Annotated in this window: 14 protein-coding genes; 9 read left to right on the top strand and 5 right to left on the bottom strand. The window is 66.1% G+C overall.

Annotation, left to right across the window (positions count from 1 at the left end):
- Position 1: 1 nt before the first annotated feature.
- The 4 genes from ACLQ7E_RS15030 to ACLQ7E_RS15015 form a co-directional block, all read right to left on the bottom strand.
- A complete protein-coding gene (locus ACLQ7E_RS15030; RefSeq protein ID WP_411733386.1) occupies positions 2–934 on the bottom strand; it encodes a 3-keto-5-aminohexanoate cleavage protein in 933 nt (310 codons plus the stop codon).
- Between the two features lie 18 nt (positions 935–952).
- Positions 953–1,735 (bottom strand): SDR family oxidoreductase, encoded by a 783-nt coding sequence (locus ACLQ7E_RS15025; protein ID WP_411733385.1) that lies wholly within the window; start codon positions 1,733–1,735, stop codon positions 953–955.
- Positions 1,736–1,765: 30 nt separating this feature from the next.
- Positions 1,766–3,061 carry an MFS transporter gene (locus tag ACLQ7E_RS15020; RefSeq protein WP_411733384.1) on the bottom strand — a complete coding sequence of 432 codons (1,296 nt, stop codon included), beginning with the start codon at positions 3,059–3,061 and terminating at the stop codon, positions 1,766–1,768.
- A gap of 120 nt (positions 3,062–3,181) precedes the next feature.
- Complete coding sequence (locus tag ACLQ7E_RS15015) at positions 3,182–4,240, bottom strand: LacI family DNA-binding transcriptional regulator (protein ID WP_411733383.1); 1,059 nt, start codon at positions 4,238–4,240, stop codon at positions 3,182–3,184.
- Positions 4,241–4,592: 352 nt separating this feature from the next.
- On the opposite strand from ACLQ7E_RS15015, the gene ACLQ7E_RS15010 reads away from it, so the two are divergent.
- Entirely contained in the window at positions 4,593–6,032 is a 1,440-nt protein-coding gene (locus ACLQ7E_RS15010) for an MFS transporter (RefSeq protein WP_411733382.1), read from the top strand.
- A gap of 91 nt (positions 6,033–6,123) precedes the next feature.
- Here ACLQ7E_RS15010 and ACLQ7E_RS15005 read toward each other — a convergent pair whose 3' ends face one another.
- A complete protein-coding gene (locus ACLQ7E_RS15005) occupies positions 6,124–7,071 on the bottom strand; it encodes a CHAD domain-containing protein (RefSeq protein ID WP_411733381.1) in 948 nt (315 codons plus the stop codon).
- Between the two features lie 289 nt (positions 7,072–7,360).
- Here ACLQ7E_RS15005 and ACLQ7E_RS15000 point away from each other — a divergent pair, with 289 nt between their 5' ends.
- From ACLQ7E_RS15000 to ACLQ7E_RS14965, 8 genes are all read left to right on the top strand, one after another.
- A complete protein-coding gene (locus ACLQ7E_RS15000) occupies positions 7,361–8,092 on the top strand; it encodes a tyrosine-protein phosphatase (protein WP_411733380.1) in 732 nt (243 codons plus the stop codon).
- Entirely contained in the window at positions 8,089–8,922 is an 834-nt protein-coding gene (locus ACLQ7E_RS14995) for a metallophosphoesterase (RefSeq protein WP_411733379.1), read from the top strand. Before ACLQ7E_RS15000 ends, ACLQ7E_RS14995 begins: the two co-directional genes overlap by 4 nt.
- Positions 8,923–8,992: 70 nt before the next feature.
- A complete protein-coding gene (locus ACLQ7E_RS14990; RefSeq protein ID WP_411733378.1) occupies positions 8,993–10,003 on the top strand; it encodes an ABC transporter substrate-binding protein in 1,011 nt (336 codons plus the stop codon).
- A gap of 8 nt (positions 10,004–10,011) precedes the next feature.
- Entirely contained in the window at positions 10,012–11,745 is a 1,734-nt protein-coding gene (locus ACLQ7E_RS14985; RefSeq protein ID WP_411733377.1) for an ABC transporter permease, read from the top strand.
- Between the two features lie 23 nt (positions 11,746–11,768).
- Entirely contained in the window at positions 11,769–12,887 is a 1,119-nt protein-coding gene (locus tag ACLQ7E_RS14980) for an ABC transporter ATP-binding protein (RefSeq protein WP_411733376.1), read from the top strand.
- A complete protein-coding gene (locus ACLQ7E_RS14975; RefSeq protein ID WP_411733375.1) occupies positions 12,884–13,444 on the top strand; it encodes a histidine phosphatase family protein in 561 nt (186 codons plus the stop codon). Before ACLQ7E_RS14980 ends, ACLQ7E_RS14975 begins: the two co-directional genes overlap by 4 nt.
- Before the next feature lie 67 nt (positions 13,445–13,511).
- Positions 13,512–13,901 carry a VOC family protein gene (locus ACLQ7E_RS14970; protein ID WP_411733374.1) on the top strand — a complete coding sequence of 130 codons (390 nt, stop codon included), beginning with the start codon at positions 13,512–13,514 and terminating at the stop codon, positions 13,899–13,901.
- Positions 13,902–14,546: 645 nt separating this feature from the next.
- On the top strand, positions 14,547–15,620 hold the full coding sequence (locus ACLQ7E_RS14965; protein ID WP_411733373.1) for an alkene reductase: 1,074 nt from the start codon (positions 14,547–14,549) through the stop codon (positions 15,618–15,620).

Genomic DNA, 15,620 nt, shown 5'->3' with positions numbered 1-15,620 from the left:
CCTAGAATCCGACGTTTTCGCGGCCCTTGAGCTGCAGCATTTCGCGGGCCTCGTCGGGGGTGGCGACCTCGAAGTTCAGCGCCTCGAGGATGGTGCGGATGCGGGTGACCTGCTCGGCGTTGGAGACGGCCAGCTGGCCGGGGCCGATCCACAGCGAGTCCTCCAGGCCCACGCGGACGTGGGAGCCCATGGCCGCACCGATGGTGGCCAGCGGCATCTGGTTCTTGCCGGCACCCAGGATCGACCACTCGTAGCTCTCGCCGAAGAGACGGTCGGCGGTGCGGCGCATGTGCATGAGGTCCTCGGGATGTGCCCCGATGCCACCGAGCAGGCCGAACACGGACTGGACGAAAAGCGGGCCGCGCGCCAGACCGCGCGCCTGGAAGTGCGCGAGGTTGTTCAGGTGCGAGATGTCGTAGCACTCGAATTCGAAGCGGGTGTCGTTCTTGTTGCCGATCTCCAGGATCTTTTGGATGTCGGCAAAGGTGTTCTTGAAGACCAGGTCGCGGGAGTTCTCCAGGCCCTCGCGTTCCCACTCGTGCCCGAACTCCGTGAAGCGCTCGAGCATCGGGTAGAGGCCGAAGTTCATCGAGCCCATGTTCAGCGAGGCAAGCTCCGGCTTGAACTCGATCACCGGGCGCATGCGTTCCTCCACGCTCATGTGCGGGGAGCCGCCGGTGGTGATGTTGATGATCGCGTCGGTGTTGGCCTTGAGCTTGGCCAGGATGGGCTCGAAGTGGGCGGGGTCCTGGGAGGGACGCCCGTCCTTGGGGTCCCGGGCGTGCATGTGCACGATCGAGGCGCCGGCCTCGGCGGCGCCGATGGCCGCGTCGGCGATTTCGTCGGCGGTGACCGGCAGGTGCGGGGACATGGTGGGGGTGTGGATGGCGCCGGTGACGGCGGAGGTGATGATGACCTTGCGTGTATTTGCCATGAGGGTGGGTCCAGATCCTTAGTAGAGTTTTTCGGTGTTGCCGTCGACGGCCATGGCCTGGCCGTTGACGCTGCGGGCCAGGGAGCTGGCCAGGAAGACGGCCATGTCGGCGATGTCGCCGGCCTCGACCAGTCGGTTCAGTGAGGACTGGCGGTGGTAGAGGTCGGAGACTTCGGCGAGCGGGCGACCGAGCATCTCGGCCTTGGCCTCGATGACGGCTTCGATGCGCGGCCCGTTCACGGCACCGGGGCAGATGGCGTTGACGCGGATCTGTTCCTCGCCCAGCTCGATGGCCAGGGTCTTGGTCAACCCGATGACCGCCCACTTGGAGGACGAGTAGGCGCTGCGCCCGGCCATGCCCAGACGCCCGGCAGCGGAGGAGAGATTGACGATGGAGGCGTCGCGCCCCTCGCGCAGCATTGGGAGCATGTGCTTGATGCAGTAGAACTGGCCGTGCACGTTCACCTCGAAGGTGGACTTCCAGGCCTGCGCGTCAAGGGTATCGATGGTGCCGGTGGGCCCGGCGATGCCGGCGTTGTTCACCAGCACATCCAGCCCGCCCAGCTCGGAACGGACCGCGGCGGCGAGCTCGATGACTTGGGCTTCATCCGACACGTCGCTCATGGCAGCGGCGAATCCGGCGGCCCGGGCCGTCTCGACGGCTGCCGGGTTGATGTCGGTGACGAAGACTGATGCGCCGAAGTCCTTGAATGCAGTGGCGATGGCCAATCCGATGCCGGCGGCACCGGCGGTGACCAGCACCCTGCGGTTGCTGAAGTCGAGTCTGTTGTTGTTGTCCATGGTGCGTGTCTTCCTGGTCGTGGCGGGAATCTAGTGGGCGGCGACGGAGGACTTGGCGGGGTCCTCGGTGCCGCGCTTGAGCTTGCGGGTCAGTAGTGCGCCGATGGTGCACATCGCGACGATGAACCAGAGGCCCGAAAGCTTGCTTCCGGTGGTTTCCTCCATGAAGCCCATGACGTAGGGGCCGAGGAACCCGCCGAAGAGACCCACGGTGTTCACGAAGGCAATGCCGCCGGCCAGTGCCGCGCCGGAGAGGCGCGTTGCCGGGTAGGTGAAGAGGATCGGCTGCAGGGCGAAGAAGTTGAAGGCGGCGAGGCAGAAGCCGAGCATGCCCAGGACCGGACCTCCAACGGCGCCGAGGGTGAAGCCGGCAACGATGCCGACCATGGTGGAGGTGGCGATCAGGCGGGAGCGGGACGAATTGGTGGCCAAGCGCGGGAGCAGCAAGGCACCGGCGGCGGAGAAGATCCACGGGATGGAAGTCAACAGGCCGATCTGGATGGTGTTCAGCGTGCCGTAGGTGCCGATGATCGAGGGCAGGAAGAAGCTCAGCGCGTAGACCGCGATCTGGTGGGTGAAGTAGATGGCAACAACCAACAGGATCTGCTTGTCCCTGAGTACGTGGCGCAGCTTCGAGTTGCCCGAGGCCTTGGCCCCTGCGGTCTCTTCGGCCAGGATGCGGGCCTCGAGGTCCTCGGCCTCCTCGCGGGTGAGGAACCTGGATTCGGTGGGCTTGTTCGGCAGGCACTTCCAGACGACGAATGCCAGGATGCAGGCGGGGATGCCCTCGATGATGAACATCCACTGCCAGCCGTGCAGGCCGCCGAATCCGTCAAGGGTCAGCAGCACGCCACCCAGCGGGGCGCCGACGATGTTGGCGATGGAGACGCCGAGCAGGAACATGCCGTTGGCCTTGGCGCGGTCCTTGACCACGAACCACTGGGTGATGAAGTAGATGACCCCGGGGAAGAGCCCGGCCTCGGCGATGCCCAGCAGCATCCGCAGGATATAGAAGGACCATTCGCCCTGGACCAGGGCCATGCATGCGGAGAGGATGCCCCAGGTGATCATGATGCGCATGATCCAGAAGCGGGCACCGACCTTGTGCATGATCAGGTTCGAGGGGATCTCGGACAGCGCGTAGGTCAGGAAGAACAGCCCGGCGCCGATGCCGTATGCGGTGGCCGAGATGCCGAGGTCGATTTCCATCCGGTCCTTGGCCATGCCGATGTTCGTCCGGTCGATGAATGCCATGACGTACGCGGCAATCAGCAGCGGCATGATGCGCCGGAAAATGATCTTGTTGACGACTTCGGGGGACCGCATGGTGGTCGTCCTTGCTGTTGTAGGCATCTCAATGACTTTCTGGATCGGGGCATGGCAGGGGGGGAAACGGACGCGGGCGCGCCAGGGGGAGGAGCGGTGGAGCAAGAAATAGGGTGTGGGTTACTGGGCGCCGTTGTCGGGAGGGCAGCCGCAGGTCCGGCCGATGTGCAGGCGGTGGGCGCACACCGAATGCTTGTAGGTGCCGCGCGGGCGGGTGATCTGGTCGAGGAGGAGTTCGAAGGAGCGCTCGGCCATTTCCCTGACGGGCTGGACGATTGTGGTCAGGCCGATGAGCAGGGAACGGCTGCGCGGCAGTCCGTCACTGCCGACCACCGCCACGTCCTCGGGGATGCGCAACCCCAGGGAGAGCGCATGTTCCATGACGCCGATGGCGATCTCGTCGGAGCCGCAGACGATGGCCCGTGGCGGGTTGGGCGAGCCGAGCAGCTTTTCGCCGGCGACCCGCCCGCCGTCGGAATTGAGCCTGGTGCTGATCTTCCGGTCGCCGGTGATCACGACGCCCGACGCGCTCGCCGTGCGCACAAAGGACTGTTCGCGGGCCAGCGAGGCGGTGGAGAAACGGGGGCCGATGACCGTGGCGATTTCCGTGTAGCCGTGGCCCAGGATGTGGCCCATGAGGTCGGCGGCTGCGGCATCGTCGTCGATGCCCACGAAGTCGCCGGGCAGGTGGTCCGAGTGACGGGAGAGGCAGACATACGGGATGCGCTTTTGGCGAAGTGTCCGCAGTGCCCTGGAGTCCTCGCGCAGTGCGGCGGCAATGATGACCCCGTCCACGTTGCGGGCTGCCAGGGTTCCGGCGACCTGGGCGAGTGATTCGGGATCGTCCTGGGTGGTGGCGACGAAGACCTCGAAGCCCTCGGCGGCCGTGGCGTTGATGATGTGCTGTGCCCACCCGGTGTACATCTGGTTGACGATGTTCGGAAGGATCAACCCCACGACCCGGGTCAGCAGCGGGTCGCGGCCTGACGAGTTGCCGGAGGGCCGGAATCCCATTTCGTTGGCGATCTTCACGACGTGCCGCCGGGTTTCCACCGAGGCCCCGGGCCGCCCGTTCATGATGTAGCTGACCGTGGCCGTGGAGACACCCGATGCGCGGGCCACCGCGGCGGCGGACACCCGGGTGGGTCGGTCCGTCGGGGTGCTGGTGGTGCTCGGCATCTTTGCCTCCTTCGCGGTGTTGCTTCCGTGGCCAGTAAAACTTTGGGGTGTGATCACCATTACAGACCACAGTTCGACGTTAAGCAACGTTAAGTGATGTGGAGCGAGAGCGCTGGGCTTGTGCGGCCGAAATCAAGCCGAATTGCACCGACGGCCGCGTTGGGTTCGGAGGTGTGCGTGCGATGCATGCTTAATGTTGCTTATGACCTGAGTGTCCGTGGGCCTCCCAGGGATGCTCAGGGACAGCCGTCGGGTCCGCCGCCGGACCCGAACATCGGTATTGCCGGGACCGGGGCATTTTGACTTAATAAACCCCTATCGAAGCGTTGGGTGCGGGTTCTAGGCTTGGGGCATGCCGCAGGAAGATCCGTCCGTAGCGGACGTAGGAACCACCGACAGGCAAGCCGCCACGAATGCGACGCCACCGAAGGCGGGACACCGCACGTTCATGCACGTGCTGGTCAATACGGCCCTGGCCAATGTCATCACCAGTTTCCTGTGGTTTGCCCTGACCTTTTGGGTTTACCTGGAAACCCGGTCGGTGTTGGCGACCGGGCTCATCGGCGGGGCCTACATGCTGCTGGTCGCGTTCTTCGGCCTCTTTTTTGGCGTGCTCGTCGACCGCTACCGCAAGCACGCGGTGATGGTGGGATCCACACTGTTCACGGTGGCCTGCTTCGGGCTGTCACTGGCGATGTTCCTGCTGGTTCCCGAAGCCGAACTGATGAGCCTGACAGGAATCTGGTTCTGGCTCTTTGCCATCGTGGTGCTCATCGGTGCGGTCGTCGAACAGCTGCGCAACATTGCCCTTTCAACCACCGTGACGCTGCTGGTGCCGGCGGATCGCAGGGCGAACGCCAATGGCCTGGTGGGCACGGTGCAGGGACTCGCGTTCATGATCACCTCGGTCTTCAGCGGCCTGGCCATCGGGTTCCTGGGCATGGGCGGGACGATCATCATTGCGCTGGTGGCCTGCCTTGCGGTGCTGGCGCACCTGCTGGTCCTGCGGATCCCCGAGCCCAAGATCGTGCGCGCGGAAGGCCGCGAGAATTTCGCCGAGCTGCGTGCCGGGATCGCGGCGGTTCGTGTGACGCAGGGCCTGTTTGCGCTGATCCTGTTCACCACCTTCAACAACCTGACCGGCGGAGTGTTCATGGCGCTCATGGACCCGTACGGCCTGACGATTTTCCCGGTGGAGATCTGGGGCGTGGTGCTCGGGGTGACGGCAACCGGGTTCCTGATCGGCGGCGGGCTGGTGGCGAAGTTCGGCCTGGGAAAGAACCCTATCCGGACGATGTTGATTCTGGTCGCCTTCAGCGGCGTGCTCGGTGCCACCTTCACGATCCGCGAGTGGTGGTGGCTTTACGCGCTGGGCATCTGGATCTACATGATGCTCATCCCCGCGGTCGAGGCCGCCGAACAGACAGTCATCCAAAAGGTCGTCCCGTACAAGATCCAGGGCAGGGTCTTTGGCTTCGCCATGACGTTCGAGGCGGCGGCGGCCCCGATCACCGCTTTCATGATCGCGCCGCTGGCCGAATTCTGGATCATCCCCTACATGGCGTCCGAACCGGGGAAGCAAAGCTGGGGCTGGTTGCTGGGGGAGGGCAATGCCCGCGGCATCGCGCTGGTTTTCCTGGTCTCGGGTATCGCCTCTATCGTGCTGGGACTTGCCGCCCTGGCCACACGGTCCTACCGGAGGCTCTCGGTCGCTTATGCAGAGGCTCCCGAGAGTGCGCCGGCCGCGGCGGACGCGCAGGGCACGGAAACCTCTGCCGGCGACGCTTCTTAAGCACCCAAGCAAGCGGGAGCCGGGCGCGGCCGACGGTTGGGCGCCCGGTTTCGTTGCGCTCGCCGAAGAAGGGTTCCGGCAGCCTTGTGCGTCAGCGGCGCAGCCGGAGCGGGGGATCCTTCTTCCGGGACTTGGCGTACTTTTTCGCCGCGGAGCGGGCGATGGCTTCCTCGGTTTCCCGTATCCGCTCGTAGGCGCGCCTGGACTCTTCGGGCAGGTCCTGGCCGGCGGCCAAGGAGTCCAGGAACGCGCGGGTCATCACGCTGTCCTGGTGGCTGCCCAGGATCCGTTGCAGCCGGTGCGCTCTTCGGGCAAGGCCCTTGGCCCGTTTCGGGTAGATCCCCGCGACGGATTCGGCGGCATGCAGCAGCCGCTTGGTGCCCTTGCGGACCTCGTGCAGCGCCACGTCGCGGGCGTGTCCGGGCAGAGTTCGGGCCGCGGCCCGGTGTGCACCTTCCAAGCGCCTGGCCTCGTTGTTGACGAACCTGACACCCTCGGCGAGGGCGGGCCGGCGGGCACGATCCGTGGCCGGGGGATGGTCGCGGAAGTTCTGAAGGTCGGCCAGGAGCCGGCGGTAGCGTTCGGTCTCCAGGCTCTCGCGCACCTGGATGTAGCCGGAGTTGTACTCCCTACCGAGGACGTGCTCGATGGGCCCGGCAACAAGTCCGGTCTTCAGTTCCTCGGGCAGTTCCCGGAGGTGTGCCCGGAGCCGTTCGCGCATGACGTCGGCATCCCGGGGACGCCCCAGGATCCGGGTGAGCCACTTCAACTCGTCCCCGAGCCTCTTCGTGGCACGGGCGTCAAAGAGGCTGCGGTAGATTTCCAGGGCGGAGCGCAGCCGCCGGGTTGCCGATCTCATCTCGTGGACGGCCTCAGGGCTTCCCGTCCGAACCTCCGGATCCTGGGTGAGCAGTTCGGTGATCTGCCCGTCCAGGTAGTCGATGGCCACGCCAAGGACGGGCCCATTTTTGCGCGCCACCTGCGTGCCGGGTTCGCGTCCGGGCCGCGGAGGGTCCACGGGCCCCTTGGCATCGGCCATGGTGTGCATCCTTTCCCGGAATCGCTGGAACAACAGGTGGCCGCAGCCGGTATGACCCGGGCAGTCCTCCCCGGTTGAGTCCCTCCCGATTCTAGGACCCGGACGCCAATGCGGATAGGGACCCATCGGGGATTGGCAAAGCGGGAGGCCAAGCGCGAAATCTTGACCGTGGGGTCGCCTGCCGGTGGAAAGAAATTAACCATCCGGCCACGTGACCGGGCTTGAATCAATGTGCAGCTAGATATCCCCGTTGGGGGAACGAGACAAGTCATTGAGGAAAGCCCCCGGAATGCCCCGCATCTTGGAAGCCACCACCGCGGTGCCGAACCTGCGCCGGGTCCCCACCGCCGGCGCAGGTCGGCTGTTCAGGTCCGCTGCCCCCAGCGGACTTGAACCGGCAGGTTTTCGGGAGCTTGACTCCCTCGACGTGGGGACTGTCGTGGATTTGCGCGAGCCCTTCGAAATTGCCGAACGCAGGGGCTACGTCCCGGCGGGTGCCGTGCATGTATCGGTCCCGCTGTACCTCGGGCAGCTGCCGGTGGCCACGGCCATCGAGGATGTCTACTTTTCCCTGCTCACCACCCGCGGCACGGAAATCACCAAGGCCGTGGGCGCCATCGCCGCCGGCCTGCCTGCAGGCGTGCTGGTGCACTGTGCCGCGGGCAAAGACCGCACCGGCCTGGTGGTGGCCCTGGTGCTGGAAGTTGCCGGCGTACCGCGCCAGATCCTCCTTGGGGACTATGCGCGCAGCGCCCGGGACCTGCCGGCCAGCTACCGCGAGCGCGTGAACCAGGAGCTGTCCTGTGCACTGGGCGACAGCGGGGAATTACAGGCAGCGCTGCACCTTCATCTGGACAGCCCGGCCGCTGCCCTGGACGCGGCGTTGGACATGGTTGAGGCCCGCTTCGGCAGTGCCGCCTGCTACCTGCTGGTCCACGGGCTGGATCCGGCCGACCTGACGATCCTGCGCGAGGAACTGGCGGGTCCCGGCGCCGCGGATGAAGCCGGGCCGGACGTATGAGCGCAGCCGGCGCCACCCTGGTGCAATTGACCGACACCCACCTGTTGAATGGTGGAGCCCTGCTGCATGGGCGCATCGACACCTGGGCCCGCACCACTGCGGCACTCAATGCCGCCGCCCGCTTTTTCCCCGATGCAGTGCTTGTCACCGGGGACATCTCCGACCGCGGTGCACAGGTCTACTCCCGTGCCGCCAAACTGTTTGAGCAGGCGGAACGGGAACTCGGCTGCCCGGTCATCGTGGTGCCGGGCAACCACGATCCGGCAGGCTCGGTGGGCGCGGCGTTCAACCGCAAGCGCCTGGCCAGCGGCCCCAACCCCGCGGACACGGTGCACCTGGTCGACGGCCTGCGGATCATCGGGCTGGACACCCACGGGTTCCGCGAGACCGAAGGGCGGCTCAGCGGCCGGCAGCTTCAATGGCTGCTGGCGGTGTTGAAAACGCCCGCGCCGCGCGGGACGGTTCTTGCCCTGCACCACCCGCCGATCGACTCCCTGTTGCCGGCCCTGGCAGGAAGGGGCCTGGCCCGCCCCGAGGAACTTGCAGCGGTGCTTGCCGGCAGCGACGTCCGCGGCATCCTCTGCGGCCACTACCACCTGCCCGCCACCGGAAGCCTGGGAGGCATTCCGGTGTGGATCGGCCCGGCCGTCTCCTACAACCACGACCTCTTCGCTTCCGAAGGCTCGACGCGGGGCCTGGATCCCAGCTGGTTCAGCGTCATCAAGGTCGGTGCCGGGCAGCTGTCCGCCACACCGGTGCAGGTGGCCATACCCGTGGCTGCGTTCACCCGCGAGGTGCCGGTGCCCGCCCGCCAACCTGCCCTGCTCTAAAGATCAGTTTCAACCAGCAACAACCACTCGCAAGCCGCACCACTGGTGTGCGGCACCTTTAGGAGAAGACATGAAGAACCGCCTCACAGTCCTTGCACCCCTGTTGTTGATCCCGGTGCTGGGATTGACCGCCTGCGCCGGTGCCGGAACTCCCGCCGATGCCGCGGCCACGAAGACCCTTACTGTCTACACCTCGGAGCCGCAGGCCAAGATCGACCAGGTTGTCGAGGCCTTTGAGAAGGCCAACGCCGGCGTCGAAGTCAAGGTGTTCCGGGCAGCCACCGGGGAACTGAAGACCCGTATCGCCACCGAGAAGCAGGCAGGAAAGATCACCGCTGACGTCATCCTGGCGGCCGACGTCCCGACCTTCGAGGGCTACGCCGCCGACGGCTCGCTGGCGAAGCTGGACATCGAAAACGGTGCCGACCTGGACAAGAAGTTCGTTGACGCCGAAGGCCATTGGGTGGGCACCCGGATCATCCCCACCATCATTGCCTACAACACCGGCGCACTGACCGAGGCACCGGCAAGCTGGGCCTCGCTGACCGAGGACACCTACAAGGGCAAGATCGCGATGCCGAACCCGGACGTTTCGGGCGCCGCGGCATTCAACACCGCTGTGTGGTTGCAGGAGCCGGCCCTGGGCAAGGACTGGATGGAAAAGCTCGTGGCCAACGACCCCACGGTCCTGGAAAGCAACGGGCCGGTCGGCCAGGCCGTGGCCGAGGGCAGCGCGGAGGTCGGCATCGTGGTCGACTACGTGGCCCGCGAGCTCGCCGCCAAGGGCTCGCCCATCGCCGTGGGCTACCCCAGCGATGGCGTCCCCTACGTCTCGCAGCCCGCCGGCGTCTTTGCCGATTCCGCCAACCAGGAAGTCGCCAACGACTTTGTTGATTTCCTGATTTCGAAGGAAGGCCAGGAGCTGGCGGTCTCGCAGTCCTACCTTCCGGTCCGTGAGGATGCAGGTGTACCTGCAGGTGCCCCGGCACTGAGCGAGATCAACCTGCTGGATCCGGACCAGGTGAAGATCGCCTCCGGCCAGGCAGCGGCAGTGGAATTCTTCAACTCGCTGTTGAAGTAAAGGACCCCATGGCGACCGACATCATCGAAAAAACGGCCACGGAGCAGGAACGGGAGCTCGCCCTCGGTGTGTCCGTTCCTGCCCTCGGTCGGCGCAACCGGAGCGTGCCGTTCCGGAAACCAGGCCGCGCCGGGGACGGCCTGGGTCTGCTGCGCACGATGGTGTGGGTCGCCATGGCCTTTTTGGTGGGCCTGCCCCTTGCGGCACTGGCCCTGCAGGGAATCCAACCCGCGGCAAGGCAGGTCTTCGGGGACCCGGCCGTGGCGACCGCCGCGCTGAACTCGGTGGCCAGCGCCACCGGCTCGGCACTGCTGGCCACCATGGCCGGCGCGTTCCTTGCAGTGGTGCTTGAACGGTCCAACGTCCCGTTCAAGGGGCTGCTGCGCTGGCTGGTGTTGCTTCCCTTCCTGATCCCGCCCTTCATTGGCGCCATGGCCTGGATGGCGCTGCTCGGTGCCAACGGCCCGGTGAACAAGTCCCTGCAGTCAATCGGCATCGATGCCAAGGCCAGCATCTTCGGTGGCTGGGGAGTCGTCTTCCTGCTGGCGGTGCATTCCTACCCCGTGGCCTACCTGGTCATCGCCGCCGCCCTGCGGCGGATCCCCGGGAACCTGGAGGAAGCCGCCCGCATCTCCGGGGCGGGAACCGCGCAGGTGCTTGGCACCGTGACTTTTCCGTTGCTGCGCCCCGGGTTGCTTGCGGCTTTCGTGCTCACCCTGGTGGCTAACCTTTCCGACTTCGGCATCCCGGCCCTGATCGGGTTGCCGGAACGCTACACAACCCTGACCACGCTGGTGTATCGCTACCTGGCCTCCAGCACCACCAGCAACCCGCTGCCCGCGGTCTCGGCAATCGGCCTGGTGCTCTTGGGGCTCGCAGTGCTCACGGTGCTTGCCCAGCGCAGGCTGCCCACCGGCACGCAATTGGGCTCCGGCCCCGCCGGCATGGAGCTGGAATTGGGCCGCGCCCGGATTCCGGTTGCGGTGCTGTTGTGGCTATGGACCGCCGTCATTTGCCTGGTGCCGTTGCTGGCCTTGGCTAGCCAGGCGCTGTTGCCCGCCCCGGGAGTCCCCTTGACGTGGGAAAACCTGACCTTGGACAACATCATTCGCGCATCCACCTCCCCGGGTGCGATCTCCGGGATCGGGAACTCGATCATGCTGGCCGGGGGAGCGGCGTTGTGCTGCACGGTGCTGGGACTGGGCATCGCGCTGCTGTTGACCCGTGACAAACACCGCAGCAACCCGGCGCTCGATGTGGCGGCAACCCTGCCCCAGGCCCTGCCGGGTTTGGTGATTGCCGTGGGGTGGTTGCTCATTGCCCCCATGCTGGGAATCTTCAACACCCCGTGGGTGATACTGGGTGCCTATGTCATGGCGTTCATCGCCCTGGTGGTCCAGTCCGTGCGCGCACCCTTGGCCGCCGTGTCCTCCGCGCTCGAGGAGGCTGCCCGCTCCGCCGGCGCAACCCCGTTGCGCGCCCTGCTGGATGTCACGGCACGGCTGGCGGTCCCGGCCGCCGTGACCGGCGGGGTGGTCGTGCTGCTGACCGCGGTGCGGGAACTGACCATTTCCATCCTGTTGGTGGCACCAGGAAGCCAGACCCTGGGCGTAACCATCTTCAACCTGCAACAGTCGGGCGACTACGGCGGCGCCTCCGCCCTGGCCCTGCTGGTTGCCCTGGTGGGAATCCTCGGGCTCTCGGCCACCGCCGCGCTGGCCAATCGCCGTGGCGACAAATAGAAATCTTGTGAAAGGAACTTCCCGTGGCAACCATTGAAATGACCAATCTGGGCCATGTCTACGGCAACGGGCATGTGGGCCTGGACGCGATCGAACTGGACGTGCGGGACGGCGAGTTCCTGGCCTTGCTCGGACCCTCCGGCTCGGGCAAGACGACTCTACTGCGCACCATTGCCGGTTTTTTGCGGCCCTCCGCGGGGAAGCTCGCAATCGGTGGACGCACCGTGGCAGGCGACGGAATGTGGGTGCCACCCGAGAAGCGTGAGCTGGGCATGGTCTTCCAGGACCACGCCATCTGGCCGCACCTGAGCGTTGCGGGCAACGTCGGCTATCCGCTGAAGCTGGAGGGTATCCCGCGGGCGGAGATCGCCAAGCGCGTGGCCGCGGTGTTGGAGCAGGTTGGCCTTGCCGAATACACCAACCGGAAGCCCTCGGCACTCTCCGGCGGACAACGCCAGCGCGTGGCATTGGCCCGGGCGATCGTGGCCAAACCGCAGGCGCTGCTGCTGGACGAGGCACTCTCTGCACTGGACGAACCCCTGCGGGCCAGGCTCCGGCTGGAGCTGCGGGCCCTGACCCGCGAGGAGGGCCTGACAGCGGTGCACGTGACTCACGACCGCGCCGAGGCCCTCGGTCTGGCAGACCGGGTGGCTGTGCTGAACCGGGGGAAGATCCAACAGATCGGAACGCCCAGGGAATTGCTGGAAAATCCGGTCAACTCCTTTGTCGCATCCTTTGTTTCGGATGCGACGCTCTTCCCGGGCACCTTGGTCGACGGTCACTTCCATGCCGACCATCCCGGGCTCAGGCTCCCGGTCGGCAGCGGTGCGCACGGGAGCCCCGCCACACGCGTGATCGGTGAGCGGGCGTTGGCAGGCTCGCGCTCGCGACGTGCCGTTGCCGCGGTGGCGCCCACCGCGGTGCGGCTGGAGCCGGTGCAGGCAGATACCCCGTTGGCGCGCGTCACCTCGGCGCTCTACGGCAGGCATGGATATGAAACCAGCCTGGATTGGGCAGGCACCCAGCTGCGCGTGCTGGTGGATGGCTGGGTGCCCACGGAGGGGGAGCTGGTCCGTCCGGTGATCGATCAGGCGCATGTGTTCTGCGAGGAACCCAGCACCAGCGAGGGGCGGGCGGCATGATCCAGTATCACTGGGCCCTGGTCCGCCACGGCGAAACCGAATGGAACCGCACCGGCCGGCTGCAGGGGAGGGCTGATATCCCGCTGAACGACACCGGCCGGGCGCAGGCCTTGGCCGCGGCCGAGGAACTCGCCGCCCAGGGCCCTTGGGATCTGGTGGTCAGCTCCACCTTGGGCCGGGCCCGTGAAACCGCTCGGATCATTGCCAAGCTGCTGGGTGCCGGTGCCGTGGTGGAGGTTCCGGCGCTGGTGGAGCGCGACTACGGCCCGGCGGAGGGCGCGAGTGTCGTGGGCATCGACGAGCGAGCCAAGGCCGAACTGATGGAGGGCGGGGAAAGTGCCGAATCGGTGGTGCTGCGTGGAACCGCTGCCTTGGCATGGCTTGCAGCTTCCCACCGAGGGCGGCGTCTGGTCATCGTCAGCCACGGCACGCTTATTCGGCTGGTGCTCTCTGCGGTTCACGGACGCGATATTCCGCGGGTGGAAAACGGGGAAGTCATTGCACTGGATGTTCAGCTTGTCGATGGGCGTGTGGAGCGCTCACAGCAATTGAGGTGAGTGTCTCCGGAGTTCCTGGCCTTTCAAGCACCCGGACATGTCGCCTGCGCCAGCTATTCTTGCACCCATGACAAACCACCAAATCACGCTCGGAGCAATCAACCTTGAGGCCGAGGACCCGATCGCCCTGGCCAAGTTTTGGGCAGCGGTCACCGGGGCCGAATCCTCGGCCGGCGGCGACAGCGTCTACCTGCCGCCAAATGGCCCCGGAGGATTCGGGATGTTCTTCCAGCCGGAAAGCGAGCCACGGGCCGAACGCCAGGTGGCACACTGGGACCTCACCGTCCCGTGGGGTTCCCGAGCGGTGGAGGTCGAGCGCCTGATAGGACTCGGCGCGACGCACCAGTGGGATGTCCTGGAGGAATACCCGCACGTCCAGTGGACCACCCTTGCCGATCCGGAAGGGAACCTGTTCTGCATCGCGGAGCACCCGCCCGTGGACCAGCAACGCGCATAGCTCCCGCGAGCCTCGCATCAAGGCCACTCGCCACCGGTCGCCTGCAAATGGTTTCCGTTGGCACGAGTTGCCGCAGACATGAGGTGATTGAAATTGTCTCGGCGGTCCTTGCAGTTTTGCCCGTTCGTTCCGGCTCCCTGCCGTCCCATGGCAGGCGGCCTAGGATTTCTGCCCGCGACCAGCTCGTTTTGATCGGCAATCATTGGCAGTAAGAACGACCTGTAAGGGCTGAACTGGGCTTGCTGGTGCATGACTTCGCTGGCGGTGGCCGGCATCTAGGTTTGCCGTTCCAACTCGATGCTTGTTGTATTTCCTGCACCTTGGAGCGGGGAGGTGCCGGTACCCATAAAGTGGTCAGCCCATTTTTATGACTTGGACCAGTTGCTCATAATAGTTTCCCATGATCTTATGAGTAACCGCTCCAGGGTAGGTCGACCCCGTCGACCGCCGAACAAACTGCACCCACCAAGCCCTGGTGGCCAGCGTGGCCCGGTGCAGGGATGACAAGTCGGCCGTCGACCACTTGGATCGGATGGATGCCGAAAGAACCGTGTTCCGCCTCACCCATGCGGCGTGGGAGGAATACCGTTGCCGCGGGGTCGGTTGCACCAGGCAACCCCACCCCAACGTTTGGAGTCCCGCCCCATGGACCTGTTTTCCCCGCTCACCCTCGGTGACCTCGAACTGCCCAACCGACTCGTCATGGCACCGCTGACCCGCTCCCGATCCCGAGTGGACGGCGTGCCGAACGACGACGTCGTGGAGTACTACCGGCAGCGCGCCTCGATGGGCCTGATCGTGTCCGAGGGCGTCTACCCCAGCTTCACGGGCCAGGGGTTCGTCCGCCAGCCGGGTCTTGTCACCGAGGAGCAGATCGCCGGATGGAAGCGCGTCACCGACGCGGTGCACTCTGAAGGCGGCCTCATCGTTGCCCAGGTGATGCACGCCGGCCGGGTCACCCACACCGAGACCACCGGGCAGGGCCACGTCGTCGCGCCGAGCGCCATCGCGGTTGACGGCGTCTCGCGGACCTACACCGGCAAGCACGCCTACCCGGTCCCGCACGCTCTGGAGACCGGCGAGCTGCCGGGCATCGTTGAGGAGTTCGTGCGCGGATCCCGCAATGCGATGGCCGCGGGATTCGACGGAGTGGAACTGCACGGTGCCAACGGCTACCTGCTGCACGAGTTCATGGCACCCAGCGCCAACACCCGCACCGACGCCTACGGTGGGTCCCCGGAAAACCGGGCGCGCTTCGTCATCGAGGTCGTCACCGCCGTGGCCAAGGCCATCGGGGCGGGGCGGACGGGCCTGCGCATTTCCCCCGAGCACAACGTCCAGGGCGCGGTGGAAAGCGATCCGGCAGACGTCGCGGCAACCTATGCAGGCCTCCTTGATGGGATCGCGCCCCTGGGCCTGGCGGCGCTGAGCATCCTGCACGCGGATCCCGCCGGGGACCTCGTCCAGGACCTGCGCTCACGCTTCGGTGGACCCGTCCTGCTGAACACCGGGTTCCAGGCCGTCACCACGTACGACGACGCCGCTGCGGTTGCCGCCAACGGCTGGGGTGACGCCGTGGTGGTTGGTCGCCCGGCGATCGCCAACCCGGATTTGGTGCGCCGCTGGCAAGAGGGCCTGCCGCTGAACGAACCCGACGCGTCCACCTTCTACACCGAGGGCGCTGTCGGGTACACCGACTACCCGTTCTGGGAGAACTAA

It is taken from the genome of Paeniglutamicibacter sp. (genome assembly GCF_046714615.1).
GTDB lineage: Bacteria > Actinomycetota > Actinomycetes > Actinomycetales > Micrococcaceae > Paeniglutamicibacter.
This window is presented reverse-complemented; position numbering and strand designations above follow the sequence as displayed.

What these genes read in the sequence shown, in the direction of transcription:
- ACLQ7E_RS15030 (WP_411733386.1), bottom strand. Translation starts at nt 934, where the DNA reads ATGGCAAATACACGCAAGGTCATCATCACCTCCGCCGTCACCGGCGCC.
- ACLQ7E_RS15025 (WP_411733385.1), bottom strand. Translation starts at nt 1,735, where the DNA reads ATGGACAACAACAACAGACTCGACTTCAGCAACCGCAGGGTGCTGGTC.
- ACLQ7E_RS15020 (WP_411733384.1), bottom strand. Translation starts at nt 3,061, where the DNA reads ATGCGGTCCCCCGAAGTCGTCAACAAGATCATTTTCCGGCGCATCATG.
- ACLQ7E_RS15015 (WP_411733383.1), bottom strand. Translation starts at nt 4,240, where the DNA reads ATGCCGAGCACCACCAGCACCCCGACGGACCGACCCACCCGGGTGTCC.
- ACLQ7E_RS15010 (WP_411733382.1), top strand. Translation starts at nt 4,593, where the DNA reads ATGCCGCAGGAAGATCCGTCCGTAGCGGACGTAGGAACCACCGACAGG.
- ACLQ7E_RS15005 (WP_411733381.1), bottom strand. Translation starts at nt 7,071, where the DNA reads ATGGCCGATGCCAAGGGGCCCGTGGACCCTCCGCGGCCCGGACGCGAA.
- ACLQ7E_RS15000 (WP_411733380.1), top strand. Translation starts at nt 7,361, where the DNA reads ATGCCCCGCATCTTGGAAGCCACCACCGCGGTGCCGAACCTGCGCCGG.
- ACLQ7E_RS14995 (WP_411733379.1), top strand. Translation starts at nt 8,089, where the DNA reads ATGAGCGCAGCCGGCGCCACCCTGGTGCAATTGACCGACACCCACCTG.
- ACLQ7E_RS14990 (WP_411733378.1), top strand. Translation starts at nt 8,993, where the DNA reads ATGAAGAACCGCCTCACAGTCCTTGCACCCCTGTTGTTGATCCCGGTG.
- ACLQ7E_RS14985 (WP_411733377.1), top strand. Translation starts at nt 10,012, where the DNA reads ATGGCGACCGACATCATCGAAAAAACGGCCACGGAGCAGGAACGGGAG.
- ACLQ7E_RS14975 (WP_411733375.1), top strand. Translation starts at nt 12,884, where the DNA reads ATGATCCAGTATCACTGGGCCCTGGTCCGCCACGGCGAAACCGAATGG.
- ACLQ7E_RS14970 (WP_411733374.1), top strand. Translation starts at nt 13,512, where the DNA reads ATGACAAACCACCAAATCACGCTCGGAGCAATCAACCTTGAGGCCGAG.
- ACLQ7E_RS14965 (WP_411733373.1), top strand. Translation starts at nt 14,547, where the DNA reads ATGGACCTGTTTTCCCCGCTCACCCTCGGTGACCTCGAACTGCCCAAC.